General features: G+C 76.1%; 15 protein-coding genes and 1 pseudogene. 10 read left to right on the forward strand and 6 right to left on the reverse strand.

Annotated elements, in window-relative coordinates; translation table 11 throughout:
* The 5 genes and pseudogenes from F1544_RS11815 to F1544_RS11835 form a co-directional block, all read left to right on the forward strand.
* Window positions 1-639: pseudogene (locus F1544_RS11815) on the forward strand (TPM domain-containing protein); the annotation flags it as partial.
* 157 nt (window positions 640-796) lie between these two features.
* Complete coding sequence (locus F1544_RS11820) at window positions 797-1,513, forward strand: PspA/IM30 family protein (protein WP_167585544.1); 717 nt, start codon at window positions 797-799, stop codon at window positions 1,511-1,513.
* Between the two features lie 164 nt (window positions 1,514-1,677).
* Window positions 1,678-3,021 carry a sensor histidine kinase gene (locus tag F1544_RS26335; RefSeq protein ID WP_167585547.1) on the forward strand — a complete coding sequence of 448 codons (1,344 nt, stop codon included), beginning with the start codon at window positions 1,678-1,680 and terminating at the stop codon, window positions 3,019-3,021.
* 104 nt (window positions 3,022-3,125) lie between these two features.
* Window positions 3,126-3,728: a response regulator gene (locus tag F1544_RS11830; RefSeq protein ID WP_208971738.1), complete on the forward strand. Its 603-nt coding sequence runs from the start codon at window positions 3,126-3,128 to the stop codon at window positions 3,726-3,728.
* A gap of 146 nt (window positions 3,729-3,874) precedes the next feature.
* Window positions 3,875-4,690 carry an HpcH/HpaI aldolase/citrate lyase family protein gene (locus F1544_RS11835; protein ID WP_308470027.1) on the forward strand — a complete coding sequence of 272 codons (816 nt, stop codon included), beginning with the start codon at window positions 3,875-3,877 and terminating at the stop codon, window positions 4,688-4,690.
* Window positions 4,691-4,753: 63 nt separating this feature from the next.
* On the opposite strand, the gene F1544_RS11840 is transcribed toward F1544_RS11835, so the two are convergent.
* The 3 genes from F1544_RS11840 to F1544_RS11850 all read right to left on the reverse strand — a co-directional run bounded on the left by F1544_RS11840 (window position 4,754) and on the right by F1544_RS11850 (window position 8,260).
* The gene (locus F1544_RS11840) at window positions 4,754-5,467 is read right to left on the reverse strand and encodes a MerR family transcriptional regulator (RefSeq protein ID WP_208971729.1); all 714 of its coding nucleotides are present in this window, start codon (window positions 5,465-5,467) and stop codon (window positions 4,754-4,756) included.
* A gap of 100 nt (window positions 5,468-5,567) precedes the next feature.
* Window positions 5,568-7,673 carry a S9 family peptidase gene (locus F1544_RS11845; protein WP_167585556.1) on the reverse strand — a complete coding sequence of 702 codons (2,106 nt, stop codon included), beginning with the start codon at window positions 7,671-7,673 and terminating at the stop codon, window positions 5,568-5,570.
* Between the two features lie 59 nt (window positions 7,674-7,732).
* Window positions 7,733-8,260, reverse strand: a complete 528-nt coding sequence (locus tag F1544_RS11850; RefSeq protein ID WP_167585559.1) for a MarR family winged helix-turn-helix transcriptional regulator — start codon at window positions 8,258-8,260, stop codon at window positions 7,733-7,735.
* A 213-nt stretch (window positions 8,261-8,473) separates the two neighbouring features.
* Here F1544_RS11850 and F1544_RS11855 point away from each other — a divergent pair, with 213 nt between their 5' ends.
* The 3 genes from F1544_RS11855 to F1544_RS11865 all read left to right on the forward strand — a co-directional run bounded on the left by F1544_RS11855 (window position 8,474) and on the right by F1544_RS11865 (window position 10,286).
* Window positions 8,474-9,016 (forward strand): YceI family protein, encoded by a 543-nt coding sequence (locus tag F1544_RS11855; protein WP_167585562.1) that lies wholly within the window; start codon window positions 8,474-8,476, stop codon window positions 9,014-9,016.
* A 71-nt stretch (window positions 9,017-9,087) separates the two neighbouring features.
* Window positions 9,088-9,852: an SDR family NAD(P)-dependent oxidoreductase gene (locus tag F1544_RS11860; protein ID WP_308470028.1), complete on the forward strand. Its 765-nt coding sequence runs from the start codon at window positions 9,088-9,090 to the stop codon at window positions 9,850-9,852.
* Entirely contained in the window at window positions 9,849-10,286 is a 438-nt protein-coding gene (locus tag F1544_RS11865) for a PPOX class F420-dependent oxidoreductase (protein ID WP_167585565.1), read from the forward strand. Before F1544_RS11860 ends, F1544_RS11865 begins: the two co-directional genes overlap by 4 nt.
* Window positions 10,287-10,355: 69 nt before the next feature.
* Here F1544_RS11865 and F1544_RS11870 read toward each other — a convergent pair whose 3' ends face one another.
* Both F1544_RS11870 and F1544_RS11875 read right to left on the reverse strand, forming a co-directional pair.
* Window positions 10,356-11,345, reverse strand: a complete 990-nt coding sequence (locus tag F1544_RS11870; protein WP_167585568.1) for a hypothetical protein — start codon at window positions 11,343-11,345, stop codon at window positions 10,356-10,358.
* Window positions 11,342-12,121 carry an RNA polymerase sigma factor gene (locus F1544_RS11875; protein ID WP_167585571.1) on the reverse strand — a complete coding sequence of 260 codons (780 nt, stop codon included), beginning with the start codon at window positions 12,119-12,121 and terminating at the stop codon, window positions 11,342-11,344. The genes F1544_RS11870 and F1544_RS11875 overlap by 4 nt, the downstream gene beginning before the upstream one ends.
* A 234-nt stretch (window positions 12,122-12,355) precedes the next feature.
* On the opposite strand from F1544_RS11875, the gene F1544_RS11880 reads away from it, so the two are divergent.
* Entirely contained in the window at window positions 12,356-13,222 is an 867-nt protein-coding gene (locus F1544_RS11880; RefSeq protein WP_167585574.1) for a DNA-3-methyladenine glycosylase family protein, read from the forward strand.
* 23 nt (window positions 13,223-13,245) lie between these two features.
* On the opposite strand, the gene F1544_RS11885 is transcribed toward F1544_RS11880, so the two are convergent.
* Window positions 13,246-13,644: a DUF4345 domain-containing protein gene (locus F1544_RS11885; protein ID WP_167585577.1), complete on the reverse strand. Its 399-nt coding sequence runs from the start codon at window positions 13,642-13,644 to the stop codon at window positions 13,246-13,248.
* 145 nt (window positions 13,645-13,789) lie between these two features.
* On the opposite strand from F1544_RS11885, the gene F1544_RS11890 reads away from it, so the two are divergent.
* Window positions 13,790-13,930 carry a hypothetical protein gene (locus tag F1544_RS11890; RefSeq protein WP_167585580.1) on the forward strand — a complete coding sequence of 47 codons (141 nt, stop codon included), beginning with the start codon at window positions 13,790-13,792 and terminating at the stop codon, window positions 13,928-13,930.
* The last annotated feature ends 8 nt before the right edge of the window (window positions 13,931-13,938 follow it).

Consider the following 13,938-nt stretch of genomic DNA (forward strand, 5'->3'; position numbering starts at 1 on the left):
GCGGCGGCCTGGGCCAGGTCGCGGGCGCTGCACCGGGTCGTCGAGGCCGACCGCGCCCTGGACGCCGTCGTCGACGCCCGGCAGGCGGCCGCGCGCGAGCAGCAGCGGCTGCGGGCGCTGCTGGAGCAGACCCTCCTCGGGGCGCGCGCCGAGGTCGACGCGGCCGAGGACTTCATCGCCACCCGCCGCGGCGCCGTCGGCGGCACCGCCCGCACCCGGCTCGCCGAGGCGCAGCGGCACCTCGACCAGGCGGAGGCCCTGCGCGCGAGCGACCCGGCGGCCGCGCTGGAGCACGCGCGGACCGCCGACTCCCTCGCCGAGCGGGCGAGCGCCGCGGCCCGCGCCGACGTCGAGGAGTTCACCGGCGGCGGCGGACTGGGCGGGGGTGGCTACGGCGGCGGCTACGGCGGCGGCCGGAGCGTGGGCGGCGACGCCCTGCTCGGCGCCGTGCTCGGCGGCATCCTCAGCGGCGGGAGCGGCGGCCGGCGCCAGGGCGGCTGGGGCGGCGGCGGCTTCGGCGGGGGCGGCTTCGGCGGTGGGTTCGGCGGGGGCTTCGGGGGCGGCGGCGGTCGCAGCAGCGGCGGCGGCTTCGGCGGCGGGGGCGGCGGCGGTGGTCGCAGCGCGGGCGGCCGGTTCTGACGGGCGGCCCGTCCCACCGACCGTCCCGGCCGGCCCCGGTGAGCGAGCGGACCGGCGACTGACGACCTGGGTCGTGTCCGGGCGGGGACGCACGGAGATCCCTAGGGTGACGACACGGACGAGGCCGGGCGGGAGCCCGGCGAGGAGGGTGGAACCGGTGGCGGAGAAGCAGTCGATCCTGGGACGCATCGCGCAGCTGACGCGGGCGAACGTCAACGCGCTCATCGACCAGGCCGAGGACCCGCAGAAGATGCTGGACCAGATGGTGCGCGACTACACGAGCAACATCGCCGAGGCCGAGGGGGCGATCGCCCAGACCATCGGCAACCTGCGCTTGGCCGAGGCCGACCGCGAGGACGACGTCGCGGCCGTCAAGGAGTGGGGCACGAAGGCCGCGGCGGCCTCCGCCAAGGCCGACGCGCTGCGCGGCGAGGGCCGCACGGCCGAGGCCGACCGCTTCGACGAGCTGGCCAAGCTCGCCCTCAAGCGCCAGATCGGCTTCGAGCAGGAGGTCGCGGCCGCGGACCCGCAGATCGCGTCGCAGACCGAGGTCGTCGACCGCCTGAAGTCCGGGCTCACGCAGATGAAGGAGAAGCTGCAGGAGCTGAAGACCAAGCGCGACCAGCTCGTCGCGCGGGCGAAGGCGGCCCAGGCCCAGGCGCAGGTCCAGGACACCCTGGGCTCGATCAACGTGCTCGACCCGACGTCGGAGCTGTCGCGCTTCGAGGAGCGCGTGCGCCGCGAGGAGGCCCGCGTCGCGGGTCAGGCCGAGCTGCAGGGCGACTCCCTCGAGGCGCAGTTCGCGAGCCTCGAGGACGCCGGCACCGACCTCGACGTGGAGGCCCGGCTCGCCGCGCTGAAGAGCGGGAGCTGACCGCCCACCCCGACGCGATCGACCGCCCGACACGTCCGCACCGCCCCGGGTCCCCGCGAGGTCCCCGGGGCGGGGGCCGGGCGTGCGGACCCCCACCGGTAGCGGGAGTCGCCGACCGACGATCGGGCGACGTCGCCCGGGGGCCGCCTCCCTACCCTGAGGCGGTGAGCGCAGCATTCTGGTCCTCCCTCGACGGTGAGGACGGGTGGTGGGCGCGGGTCGGTCCCCGCGTGCGGGACCTCGTGGCGCTCGCCGGCGCGCTGCTCACGGCGGGCGCGTGGTTCGCCCAGGCGGTGCTCGGCCAGACCGGCCGCCCCGAGGACCGGACCCCCTTCCTGGACCCGGGCTCCCTCAGCGTGACGGGGGTCCTCGCCGCCGTCGTCGTGCTGGCCAACTGCGTGCTGCTGTGGTGGCGCCGCCCGCACCCGCTGGCGGTCACCCTCGTCAGCCTCGTCGTGGCGCTCCTGCTCGCCTTCGACGGCGCCCTGCTCTTCGCCCTGCTCACCCTCGCGATCCGCCGGCGCGACCGGCTGCTCGTGCTGCTCTCGGGCGTCGCGCTCGTCGCCTCGACGCTCTCCGCCGTGCGCACGACGACCGAGGTCTGGTGGGTGGCCCTGGTCACCGCGACGGCGGCCGTCGCGCTCGCCGTCTTCGTCGGCGCCTTCGTCGGCGCCCGCCGCGACCTGGTCCGCAGCCTCCGCGAGCGCGCCGAGCGGGCCGAGGGCGAGCAGGCGCTGCGCGCCGAGCAGGCCCGGCTCGCGGAGCGGACCCGCATCGCGCGCGAGATGCACGACGTCCTGGCCCACCGCATCTCCCTCGTCGCCCTGCACGCGGGTGGCCTCGAGGTGCGCCCCGACGTCGGCCCGGAGCAGGTGGAGGCGACCGCCGCGACCATCCGCGAGACCGCGCGCAGCGCGCTGGAGGACCTGCGCCGCGTGCTGGGCGTCCTGCGCACCCCGGGCCTGTCGGGGGCGGCGGCCTCGGCCGCGGAGCTGACCCCGCAGCCCACCCTCGTCGACGTCCGGCGCCTCGTGGAGTCCTCCCGCGAGGCGGGGGTCGCGGCGGAGTTCCGCACCGACGTCCCCGTCCACGCGGACGTCCCCGCGGAGCTGGGCCGCACGGTCTACCGGATCGTGCAGGAGGCGCTGACCAACGTCCACAAGCACGCGCCCTCGGCCGCGACGACCGTGACGATCGCCGGCGAGGCGGGCGGCCACCTGCTCGTGGAGGTCGTCAACGCGCGGCCGACGGGCGAGCGCTCGGGCCTGCCGGGCGCCGGGTCGGGCCTCGTCGGGCTGTCCGAGCGCGTGGGCATCGCCGCCGGCACGATCACCAGCGGCCCGGAGCCGGGCGGCGGCTTCGCGGTCCGCGCTCGGCTGCCGTGGGCGAGCCCGGACGGCAGCCACCCCCGGGCGGGGGGTCCGACGTGGACGCCGCCCGATGCGAGGATCGTCACCGCCCCGGCCGGGGCACCCAGTCTCGACGACGGACGGAGGACCCAGCCGTGACCGGTCCGGGACCACAGACCAGCGGCCCCCAGGCGTCGGCCGGCACCCAGCCCGTGCGGGTGCTGCTCGTCGACGACGACGCCCTCGTGCGGGCGGGGCTGCAGATGATCCTGTCCAGCGCGGACGACCTGCAGGTCGTCGGCGAGGCGGAGAACGGCGCCCAGGCCGTGGAGGCCGTCGCCGCCCACCGCCCCGACGTCGTCCTCATGGACGTCCGGATGCCCGTCATGGACGGGCTGTCCGCGGCCAAGGCGATCACCTCGCGGCCCGCGGCCCCCGCGGTCGTCATGCTCACGACGTTCGACCTCGACGAGTACGTCTTCCAGGCGCTGCAGGCCGGGGCGACGGGCTTCCTGCTCAAGGACACCCCGCCGCGCGAGCTGCTGGCCGCGGTCCGCGTCGTCGCCGCCGGCGAGGCGATGCTGTCGCCCACCGTCACCAAGCGCCTCGTCGGGCACTTCGCGGCCGACGCGTCCAACCCGCGCCGCCGCGAGGCCACCCAGAGCCTGCAGCTGCTCACCGACCGCGAGCGCGAGGTGCTCGGGGCCGTGGGGCAGGGGATGTCCAACGCCGAGATCGGCCGCTCCCTCTTCATGAGCGAGGCGACCGTCAAGACGCACGTGTCGCGGCTGCTGACGAAGCTCGGCGCCCACAACCGGGTCCAGGTGGCGATCGTCGCCCACGACGCGGGGCTGCTCGACGGCTGAGGCGCTCCGCCGGGTGCCGAGGCGCTCCGCCGCGCGCCGGGGCGGTCCGGCGGGCCGCCGGGGTTGGCTAGGGTCCGACGCGTCGATCCCGACGAACCGCTGACTCGAGGAGGCCGGGCGTGACTCGGACACCAGGAACCCATCCCGTGGAATCGCGGTACGCCCGGACGTGGTTGCTCGTGCCGGCCACCCGGCCGGACCGCTTCGACACCTCGCTGAACTCGCGCGCCGACCAGATCGTGCTCGACATCGAGGACGCGGTCGACCCCAGCCGCAAGCCGTCGGCCCGCGCCGACGTCATCAGCTGGCTGCGCGGCGGCGGCGAGGCGTGGGTGCGCATCAACGACCGCGGCACCACGCACTGGCAGGACGACGTCGACGAGCTCAAGGACGTCCCGGGCCTGACGGGTGTCATGCTCGCCAAGACGGAGTCCGCCGAGCACGTCGAGGACACCTACGCCGCGCTGGGCGGGACGACGCCCGTCCTGGCCCTCGTGGAGTCGGCCCTCGGCATCGAGGACGCCCGCCACATCGCCACCGCCCGCGGCTGCTTCCGGCTCGCCTTCGGCAGCGGCGACTACCGCCGCGACACCGGCGCCAGCGCCGAGGACCTCGCGATGGCCTACCCCCGCAGCCGCCTCGTCACGGCCAGCCGCATCGGGAACCTGCCCGGCCCCATCGACGGCCCGACCGTCGCGGGCGGCCACGGCGCGCTGCGCGAGCAGTCGCACATGGCCGTCTCGCTCGGCATGACCGGCAAGCTCAGCCTCGACATCGACCACTCGCCGGTCATCAACGAGGTCATGAGCCCCACGCAGACCGACGCGACGTGGGCCCGCGACATCCTGCGCGCCTTCGACGAGAACGGCGGCGTCGTCCGCGACGGCAGCGACCTGCCCCGCATCGGGCGCGCCCGCCGCATCCAGACCCTCGCGCAGGCGTTCGGCGTCGAGCCGCTCTGACGCCACCCGGGACCAGGGGTCGGCGGCCGCAGCGTGGTCGCCAACCCCTCGTCCCGAGTCGCCTCAGCCTGCGTTCGCGCGGGTGATGAACTCGATCGTCGCGGGGCTCGGCCCGCCGTAGCGGGTCTCGATCTCGGCGGCGTTCTCCTCCCGCATCCGGTACAGGCTCTCCCGCAGCCCGGGGTCGCCGCCGTGGAACTGCTCCAGCAGCCCGCGCCACTCGGCCGCGAGCTCCTGCCCCCGCGCCGACGCGGGGTCCGTCCCGTCGGCGATCGCGGCCTCGACCTCCGCGATGAGCTGCGGCCAGCGCGCCTGCACCGCCTCCACCGCCGGGCCCAGCTCGGCCTTGCGCTGCGCCAGCACCTCCAGCTGCTCGGGCGTGAAGTACTTCCCCGTCGTCTCTTCCACCGCACTCACCTCTCTCACCAGGTCCAGGACGTCGCCGGAGCTCCCCCCGGGCACGAGCGCCGAGCGCAGCCGGGTCTGCAGCCGCTGCAGTGCCGCGAGCTGCTCCTCGACCCGGCGCAGGTGCGCGGTCAGCACCGCGGGCAGCGGCAGGTCACCGGCGAGCACGTCGCCGATCTCCTCCAGCCCGAGGCCGAGCTGGCGCAGCGCGAGCACCCGGTAGAGGCGCTCCGCGTCGGCCGCGGTGTAGCGGCGGTGCCCCGCCGCGCTGCGGCGCGACGGGGACACGAGCCCGATGTGGTCCCAGTGGTGCAGGGCCCGGACGGTCACCCCCGTCCGCTCGGCCAGCTCCCCGATCCGCCACTCGTCCACCGCGCCGCGCCTCCTCCGACGTCCACCACCGCGCTCCGCGGTGGCCCGGACCACGATGCGACCTGACGTCGCGTCAGGAGCAAGCCCTCACGGGGGTTCCTCAGCGCAGCAGGTCGGGCACCTGGAACTCGACGCCGTGCACGTGGGTGGCGAGGAACGCGAACACCGTCTCGTACCAGAGGATCGCGTGCTGCGGGGTGAGCACCCAGTGGTTCTCGTCGGGGTAGTAGAGGAACTTGTGCGGCAGGTCCGCGGGGTCGCCCTCCCACGCGGAGTTCAGCGCCCACCACAGCCGCAGGCCCTCGCCGATCGGGACCCGGTAGTCCTTGTCGCCGTGGATGACCAGCATCGGCGTGACGATGTCCGCCGCGTGCGCGGCCGGGTCGTTGGCGGCCTGCATCTCGGGCGTCATCTCCCGCGTCCAGTAGTACGCGCCGTCCGTCGTCGGGCCGAACTGGTCCAGCGCCCAGAGGCTCGCGTGCGTCACGATCGCGCGGAACCGGTCGGTGTGGCCGGCCACCCAGTTCGCCATGTACCCGCCGAAGGACCCGCCCATCGCGGCCGTCCGCCCGGCGTCGAGGTCGTCGCGCTCGAGCGCCGCGTCGGTGACCGTGAGCAGGTCGGTGTACGGCTCCGCGCCCCACGCCCCCCACCCGCGGGCCAGGAACTCCGCGCCGTAGCCGGTGGACAAGCCCGAGTCGGGCAGCAGCACGGCGTACCCGCGCGCCACGGCGAGCCAGGGGTTCCACCGCCACGACCACGCGTTCCACGAGCCGAGCGGACCACCGTGGATCCACAGCAGCAGCGGGGCGGGCGCTTCCGGTCCCGCGCCGTGCGGGACGGCGAGCCACGCGCGCAGCGGGCTGCCGTCGGCCGCCGTGGTGGTCACCTCGTCGAGGGTCCCGGGCAGCTCGGGCACCGCGGCGGGCCCGCGCAGCGGCACCGGCCGCTGGTCCGCACCGGAGGCCGCGAGGCGCACGACGGCGGGCGGCGCGTCGACCGCGGAGCGCACCGCGTACACGGACTCCCCGCCGGGGGACACCTGCACGTCGGAGTAGGCGCCGCGGTCGCCCGTGAGGCGCTGCACCGCACCGGAGGCGACGTCGACGCGGAACACCGGCGCGCCACCCTCGTGGTCGACGGCCAGGAACAGCGTCCGCGAGTCCGGCCCCCACTGCGGGCTCGCCCCCCAGACCTCCCAGTCGGGGACGACGACGCGGAGGTCGCCGGGTGCCGCGTCGGCGGGGCCGTCGTCGAGGGCGACGACGACGAGCCGCACGGTCGGCGGCTGCGTCGGGCTGCTGCGCGACTCCCGCAGCGCCGCGACCCAGCGGCCGTCGGGCGAGACCTGCGGGGTGAACAGGTCGGCGGCGGGGTCGTCCGCGAGGACACGACGGACGCCGTCCTCGACGCGGACGACGACCAGCCGGTCGCGCTGGTCGCCGTGGGCGGTGAACACCTTCTCGGTGTGCACGAGGAGGGAACCGTCCGGGCTGAGGGCGGCGGACCCCTCGTGCAGCGAGCGCCCGGGGGCCGGGGTGAGGTCGGTCCAGGTCAGCGCGGGCTGCTCACCGGCGAGCGGCGCCTGCGCGGGCAGGGTCGCGGCGAGCCAGCGGTCCTCGTCGGGCCCCAGGTCGGAGTCCCAGTACCGCACGGGGTAGCCCTCGTGCAGGATCGCCGACACCTTGCGGTCCTTGCGGGCCGCGCGCCGCGCCGCGTCGGACGTGGGTCCCTCCTCGGTGGCGTCCGCGCCGGGCATGGTCGGCGACTGCACGACGACCCGGCCGCCGGTGCGGGCGGTCAGGACGCCCGAGACGCCGCCGGGCCGGGTGCCGAGCACGGCCGCCTCCCCGCCGGGCGGCAGCGCCCACAGCGCCGCGGGGGCGTCCCCGTCGGCGGCCGACGCCGCCGGGTCGGGGCGCGCCGAGGTGAACAGGAGCGTGCCGTCCGGCGCGAAGCACGGGGACGACTCCCCCTTGGCGCTGCGCGTGAGCCGCCGCGCGGAGGCCTCCCCCGCGGGGTCGACCTCCCACAGCGCGCCGACCCACCGCGTCGCGTCCGGCGACAGCGTCGCGACCGAGGTGACGAGCCGGGTGCCGTCCGCCGACAGCGTCAGCCCCGACAGGCGCGGCAGGGCCGCGAAGGCGTCGAGGTCGGCGAACGGCACGGCGGGGCTCGCGGGGACGGGTGCGCTGGAGCTGGCCATGCCCCGTTCTACCGCGAGCGCCCGGGCGGCCGGCCCGCACCACCCCCGGGACCCGGCGGTCAGACCTCCGTCAGGGACCGGGTCGCCTCGGCGTCGAGCTCGGCCAGCACCGCGTCGGCGGTCCGCTGCAGCATCGTCAGCGCGGGCCCGCGCTCGGCAGCGGGCACGGCGGCCTCGAGGACCGCTTCGAGGCGCCCCCACACCTCCTCCACGCGTCCCCGCAGCGCGTTGCCCGCGGGGGTGGGTTCCACCAGGGTGGCGCGACCATCGCTGGGGTCGCTGCGCCGGCGCAGGTAGCCGGAGTGCTCCAGCCGCTGCACGGTCCGCGTGGTGGCGGCGGAGTCCTTGCCGAAGTGCTGCGCCAGGGCGCTCTGGCGGACGGGACCGACCGCCCACAGGTGCATCATCAGCGCCCCCTGCTCGGGACGCAGCCCCACCTCGCGCATGAGCTGGCTGGCCAGGGCCCGGTGCGCCCGGCCCAGTCGCACGACCGCCGAGCTGAGCGGGCCGAACTCGACCGACGGGCCGGTTCCCGACGAGCCGGGTTCCGCCGCGCCGGCACGGGTCGGCGCAGGGTCGTGGGACATGGGGACCTCCTCTGGGCGGGACGCCACCCTACTCCCCTGTCCGGGACAGTCGGTGAGATCCACGTCCGGTCGGGGGTCCTCACCGCTCGAGAAGCGCTGCCGGGCAACAGGTGGGACGTCGACCGACGAACCACACCGTCTCGGCTCTTGTGATACCTGTCTAAGACAGTTAACTTCTCCTCAGGTCGACACCCCACCCGCGGAGGAACCGAGATGGACACCGGACCCACCAGCACCACGACGACGCACCACCTGATGGAGCACTACGCGCTCGTGCCCGGGGAGACGGCGGTGACGTTCCGCACCCGGCACGTCTTCGGCCTGCTCGCCGTCACCGGTGCCCTGCGTCTCGTGCGGGGCTCGGCGACGGTGGACCCCCGCGACCGCTCGCTGGTCGCGGTGGAGGCCGTGCTCGACGCGCGCAGCTTCGCCTCAGCCAGCACGGCCCGGGACCGCGTGGTGGCCTCCCCCCGCTTCCTGGACTCCACCGCACACCCGGAGGCCACCTACCGCTCCTCCGGGGTCGAGCGTCGCGACGGCGGGTGGCTCGTGCGCGGTGAGCTCACCGTCAGGGGCGTCGCGGCGCCGGTCGACCTGCTCGTGGCCCACCGCGCGGGGGCGGACGGCGGCGAGCACGTCACCGCCACAGCCGTCGTCGACCGCACCCGCCACGGGATCTCCGTCCCTGCCGCGATGGCGGCCACCGAGCTGCACGTCAGCATCGACGCCCGCGCCGAGCACGCGCCGCACGCCTGAGTCGCCCGCACCCGCACCGCTCCCGTGCACGACCCCCGCCAGCCGCACCACCACGACCACCGGAGGACCCCGTGACCACCGCGACACCGCCCCCTTCCCCGCCCGAGCCGACGACCCGTGCGACCGACCACTCCCCCGGCGCCCGCGTGGCGCTCGTCACGGGCGCCAACAAGGGCCTCGGCCGCGAGACCGTCCGCCGCCTGCTCGCCGCGGGCCTGGACGTCTACCTCGCCTCCCGCGACGCCGAGCGCGGACGGGTCGCCGCCGGCGAGCTCGGCGCGCGAGCACTGCAGCTGGACATCACCGACGACGCCTCGGTCACCGCCGCCGCCGAGCAGGTGCGGCGCGAGGTCGGGCACCTCGACGTGCTGGTCAACAACGCCGCCGTCGTCGGCGCCCTGGACCGGACCACCGAACAGGTCGACGCCGAGGACCTGCGCGTCGTGCACGAGACCAACGTGCTCGGTCTGGTCCGGGTCACCCACGCGTTCCTGCCCCTGCTGCAGACCTCCCCCGCGGGCGTGGTCGTCAACGTCTCCAGCGGCATGGGCTCCCTCGGACGCACCAGCGACCCCACCGCGATGGAGTCGCGCTGGCCCTCCCTGGCCTACGCCTCCTCCAAGGCCGCGGTGAACATGCTCACCGTGCAGTACGCCAAGGCCTTCCCCACCCTCCGGATCAACGCCGTCGACCCCGGCCTGACCGCCACCGACGCGACCGGCGGGATGGGCAAGGACATCACCGAGGGCGTCCAGGCCGCCGTGGCCATGGCCCTCATCGGCGCCGACGGACCCACCGCCACGTTCACCGACAGCGACGGGCCCGTCCCGTGGTGAGCGCCCCGTCCGGCGCCCGCCCGCCTGCGGCCTTCACCGCCCTGGGGGCCGAGCGCTTCGTCTCCCTCACCACGTTCCGCCGCGACGGCGGTGCGGTCGCCACCCCGGTGTGGATCGCCCGTCTCGGCGAGGACCTGGTCGTCACGACACCGGCCGGCAGCGGCAAGCTGAAGCGGCTGCGCCACGACACCCGCGTCCTGCTGAGCCCCTGCGGCCGCTTCGGCGAGGTCACCCCCGGCGCGCCCGTCGTCGAGGCCGTGGCCGAGGTCCTGGGTCACGACCGCGACCACCCGGAGGAGGCGGCGGCCGTCCGCAGCAAGTACGGCCTCGAGCACCGCATCGTCGTGCCCGTCGAAGCCCTCGTCCGCCGACGACGCAGGGAGAGCACCGAACGGATCGTCCTGCGCCTGCGGCCTCGACCGCTCAGCGGCTGAACCGGACGACCGACCTCCCGTCCGGTGCGGGGAGGCGGGCCGCGGGGGAGCACGCGGACCTCGGCGCCCTCACGACCGGTAGTCCTCGAGCACGAACAGGTCGCGCCAGTCGTGCCGCGTCTCCCCGGCCGCCGTGCGCACGACGATGTCGGACTCGTGGACGGGCACCGGGCCCACGTGCTGCTCGCCGGGCCACCACGCGACCCACCAGCCCTGCCGCAGACTGGCGTGCACGGTCCTGCCGTCCTCGGTGACCACGTCGACACCGTCGACGCCCGCGCCGACGCGACCGGTGGCGAAGGAGTAGACGGTGGCCGGGTCCTCGTCGCCGGCGTAGCCGATGAAGTCGACGACCGCCCCTCCGGGCGCCGGGCGCCTGGTCTGCGCCGTGGGCGTCAGCGTCGCGCTCGAGACCCCGCCGCCCTCGCGCATCGTCTGGCACTCGACGACGTCCACACCGATGCGCACCAGGGTGATCGCGCCGGGGCCGCGCCGGTCGCTGAGCAGGACGTCGTCGGCGGTCACGGGCCGAGGTCGCCTCGTCGGTTCGTCCGCGGCCCAGGCCGTCGCGCACGCCGTGGCGCGGTCGAGCTCCTGGGAGGCGCTCTGCGGTTGCGGCGAGGCCGTCCACGACGCGAAGGCCGACTTCTGCGCGCTCGGCACCACGCTCCCGGCGACGTTCAGCGCCACCACCGCACCGGCGACCGCCACACCGGCCGCGACCCACCGGCGGCGGCCGGCCGCGCGAGGGGCACGAGTCGGTGCGCGGCCCGGGCCGTGCCCCGGCCCTGCAGGCACCCGGCGGCCGACCCGGGTGCTCCGCGCTCTGCCCGGGGCGGAGGCGGTCGTCCGAGCGGCCGGGACGAGGGCCCCGCCCGGGGTGGCGAGGATCCCCTCCAGCTGCGCTCGGGCGCGCACCCACTCCTGCGCGCTCGGTTCACGGCCGTGCGCCGGGTCCAGCACCACCAACCGCGCCAGGTCCAGATCGTCGCCACCGGCGGAGGTGCCGCCCGGCTCGACGTGGACGTCGTCCACGCGCTCGTTCCCGTCGTCGTTCACGCTGACACTCCTCCTGCTCGGTCCCACGCCACGTCCTGCACGTCCCCTGCTCCTGCTGTCGAGTCCCCCCTCACCGCGACTCCTGCCGCAGCTCCCCCCGCCCCGCCTGCACGGGAGGCGGGGTCCGTCGGCCCCCGCACGGCACCGGGGCGAGGACCGCGCAGGTCGTCGAGGCCCTCGCCCGGGGGTCTGCGGTGCGCGCGAGCGGCACCGGGCCCGTCCGCGTCCTGCTGCGCCCCGAGGGCCTGGCGCAGCCGGTGCCGCGCCCGCGCCAGGCGCATGGCGACCGTGGACCGCCGGCACCCCAGCACCAGCGCCGCCTCCCGGCCGTCCAGCCCGTCGAAGGCGACCAGGGCCAGGACCTCGCGGTCACGCGCGCTCAGCGTCGACCAGGCTCGCGCCAGGTCGATGCGCGTGCTCACCGCCTCGGTGCAGTCCTCCTGGCGGTCGCGGTGCTCCAGCGCGACCCGGACGTCCAGGCCGGCCCGCCGCGACGAGGCCCGCGCGTGGTTGGCCATCGTGTTGCGCGCCACCGTGAACAGCCAGGCGCGCGCCTCGGACACCGACGCGCGGGGCACGTCGTCCAGCCGCTGCCACGCGACGAGGAACACCTTCGCGACGACGTCCTCGGCCTCGTCCGCGGGCAGGCGCCGCTCCACGAAGCGGAGCAGGTCGGGGTAGGTCGCGGTGTGCAGCGATCGCAACCGCTCCTCGGCTGAGCCGCCGGCCGGCCACCCGACCACCGCCCCGGCGCCGTCCGGCACGTCATCGCCCATCGGTCCTCCCCGCAACGTCACACCCCCACATGTCCGCTCACGGCCCTCGTGTCACACCCGGGTGCGACCCGTGCGCCGGGGACCTGCGACGGTCTCCGCTCGATGTGTGTCAGCAACCTGACATACACTCGAGGGTGTCAGGTTGCTGACACGTACGGGGCGCCCGCGCACACCGGGCGGCACCGCCGCCACCGCGCACGACCAGGCCTTCGGGCCGGCGAGGAGCAGCAGGAGATGACGTCGCACGAGACGGAGTTCGAGGTGCTCGGCCCGTGGTCCCTGGCCACCAGCCGGGCGTTCTGGGAGGGTTTCGCCCCCGCCCCGCTGCCGTCGCCGGGGAACCCGTGCGCCGAGCAGTTGCGCACGGTGTTCCGCGTCGAGGCCGACTGGTCCCGCACCGAGGCGGCGGTGACCCAGCACGGCGCCGTCGCCACGGTCACCGTGACCGGCGACGGCGACCTGGGCTCGGCGGCCGCCCAGGTGCGCCGCTTCCTGTCCCTGGACGTCGACGCCCGCGGCTGGCCGGACGTGGCCGACCGCGACCCCGTCATCGCCGACGCCCAGGAGCAGCTGCCCGGCCTGCGCCCCTGCGGGTTCCACTCGGCCTACGAGGCCGCCTCCTGGGCGGTGCTCTCGCAGCGCCTGCGCCTCACGCAGGCCGCCCGGTTGCGCGACGCGGTCGTCGCGAGGTGCGGCGAGGCGGGCGCCTTCCCCGCTCCCGCGGTCCTGCTGGCCGCGGACCTGGACCTGCCGGGTCGCAAGGCGGAGTACCTGCACGCCGTCGCCGGAGCCACCCTCGACGGCGCCCTCGACACCACCGCGCTGAGGTCGCAGGACCCGGACCGGGCCGTCGAGGCGGTGCAGCGGATCACGGGCCTGGGGCCCTTCAGCGCCGAGCTCGTCGTCCTGCGCGGTGCCGGTGCCCCGGACGGCCTGCCCCGGCACGAAGGTCGCCTCGACGACGAGGTCGCCCGGCGCTACGGGCCCGGCCGGTCCCTCGCGGAGGTCTCCGCGGCCTGGCGGCCCTACCGCACCTGGGCCGCCGTCCACCTGCGCGCCCTCGGGGAACGCCGTGCCCGGTCGGCGGCCGCACCGTCCTGACCGGTCGTCCCCGCCGTCGGCGGTCAGTCCGCCACCTGCCCGACGGCGGGGAACGCCCGGCGGTGCCAGACGAGGACCACCGGGACGAGGAGCAGCTCGACGGCCAGCGCAGCGCTGAACACGGTCGCCGGCCACCCCGTGGCGACCACCGACACCAGGCGTGCCACCCCGCCCAGCACGAAGGAGGCGAGGACCAGGCGGGTGACGAGCGCACGCTCTCCAGGACGTCGCAGGGACCACCACAGCAGCAGCCCCACGAGGACCCACACGGCGTTGAGGAAGCGGTACTCGCTGTCGAAGTAGCGCACCGCGTCCGCCGGGCCCGGCCCGATCGTCAGGCCGCCCACGACGCCCAGCAACCCCGTCCCCACGGGGACCGCACCCAGCAGACCCACCACGACCACCAGCGCCCGACGCCCCATGGCGCCAGTCAACAGCGCGCTGCTCGACAGCCATCGCTGAACGGCGAGATCGGTGGACGAGACCCGCACGGTGACGGGACCAGGCGTGAGCGCGCTCTCACACTCTCGCGCCGGGGGGCACCCGGAACACGCCCCCACCCCTCCGGTGCCGATCGCGTCGACCTCTGCGAGCCTGCTCGCCACCTCGACGGTCCAGCTGCTCGGGACCCTCGGCCAGACGCCCCGACCGCTCTCCCCGCACGCGGACGACGTCGCCGCGGACGACTCCGCGGAGAGCGACGACTGACGTCGGCG

It is taken from the genome of Kineococcus rubinsiae (genome assembly GCF_011839805.1).
GTDB classification, from domain to species: Bacteria; Actinomycetota; Actinomycetes; order Actinomycetales; family Kineococcaceae; genus Kineococcus; species Kineococcus rubinsiae.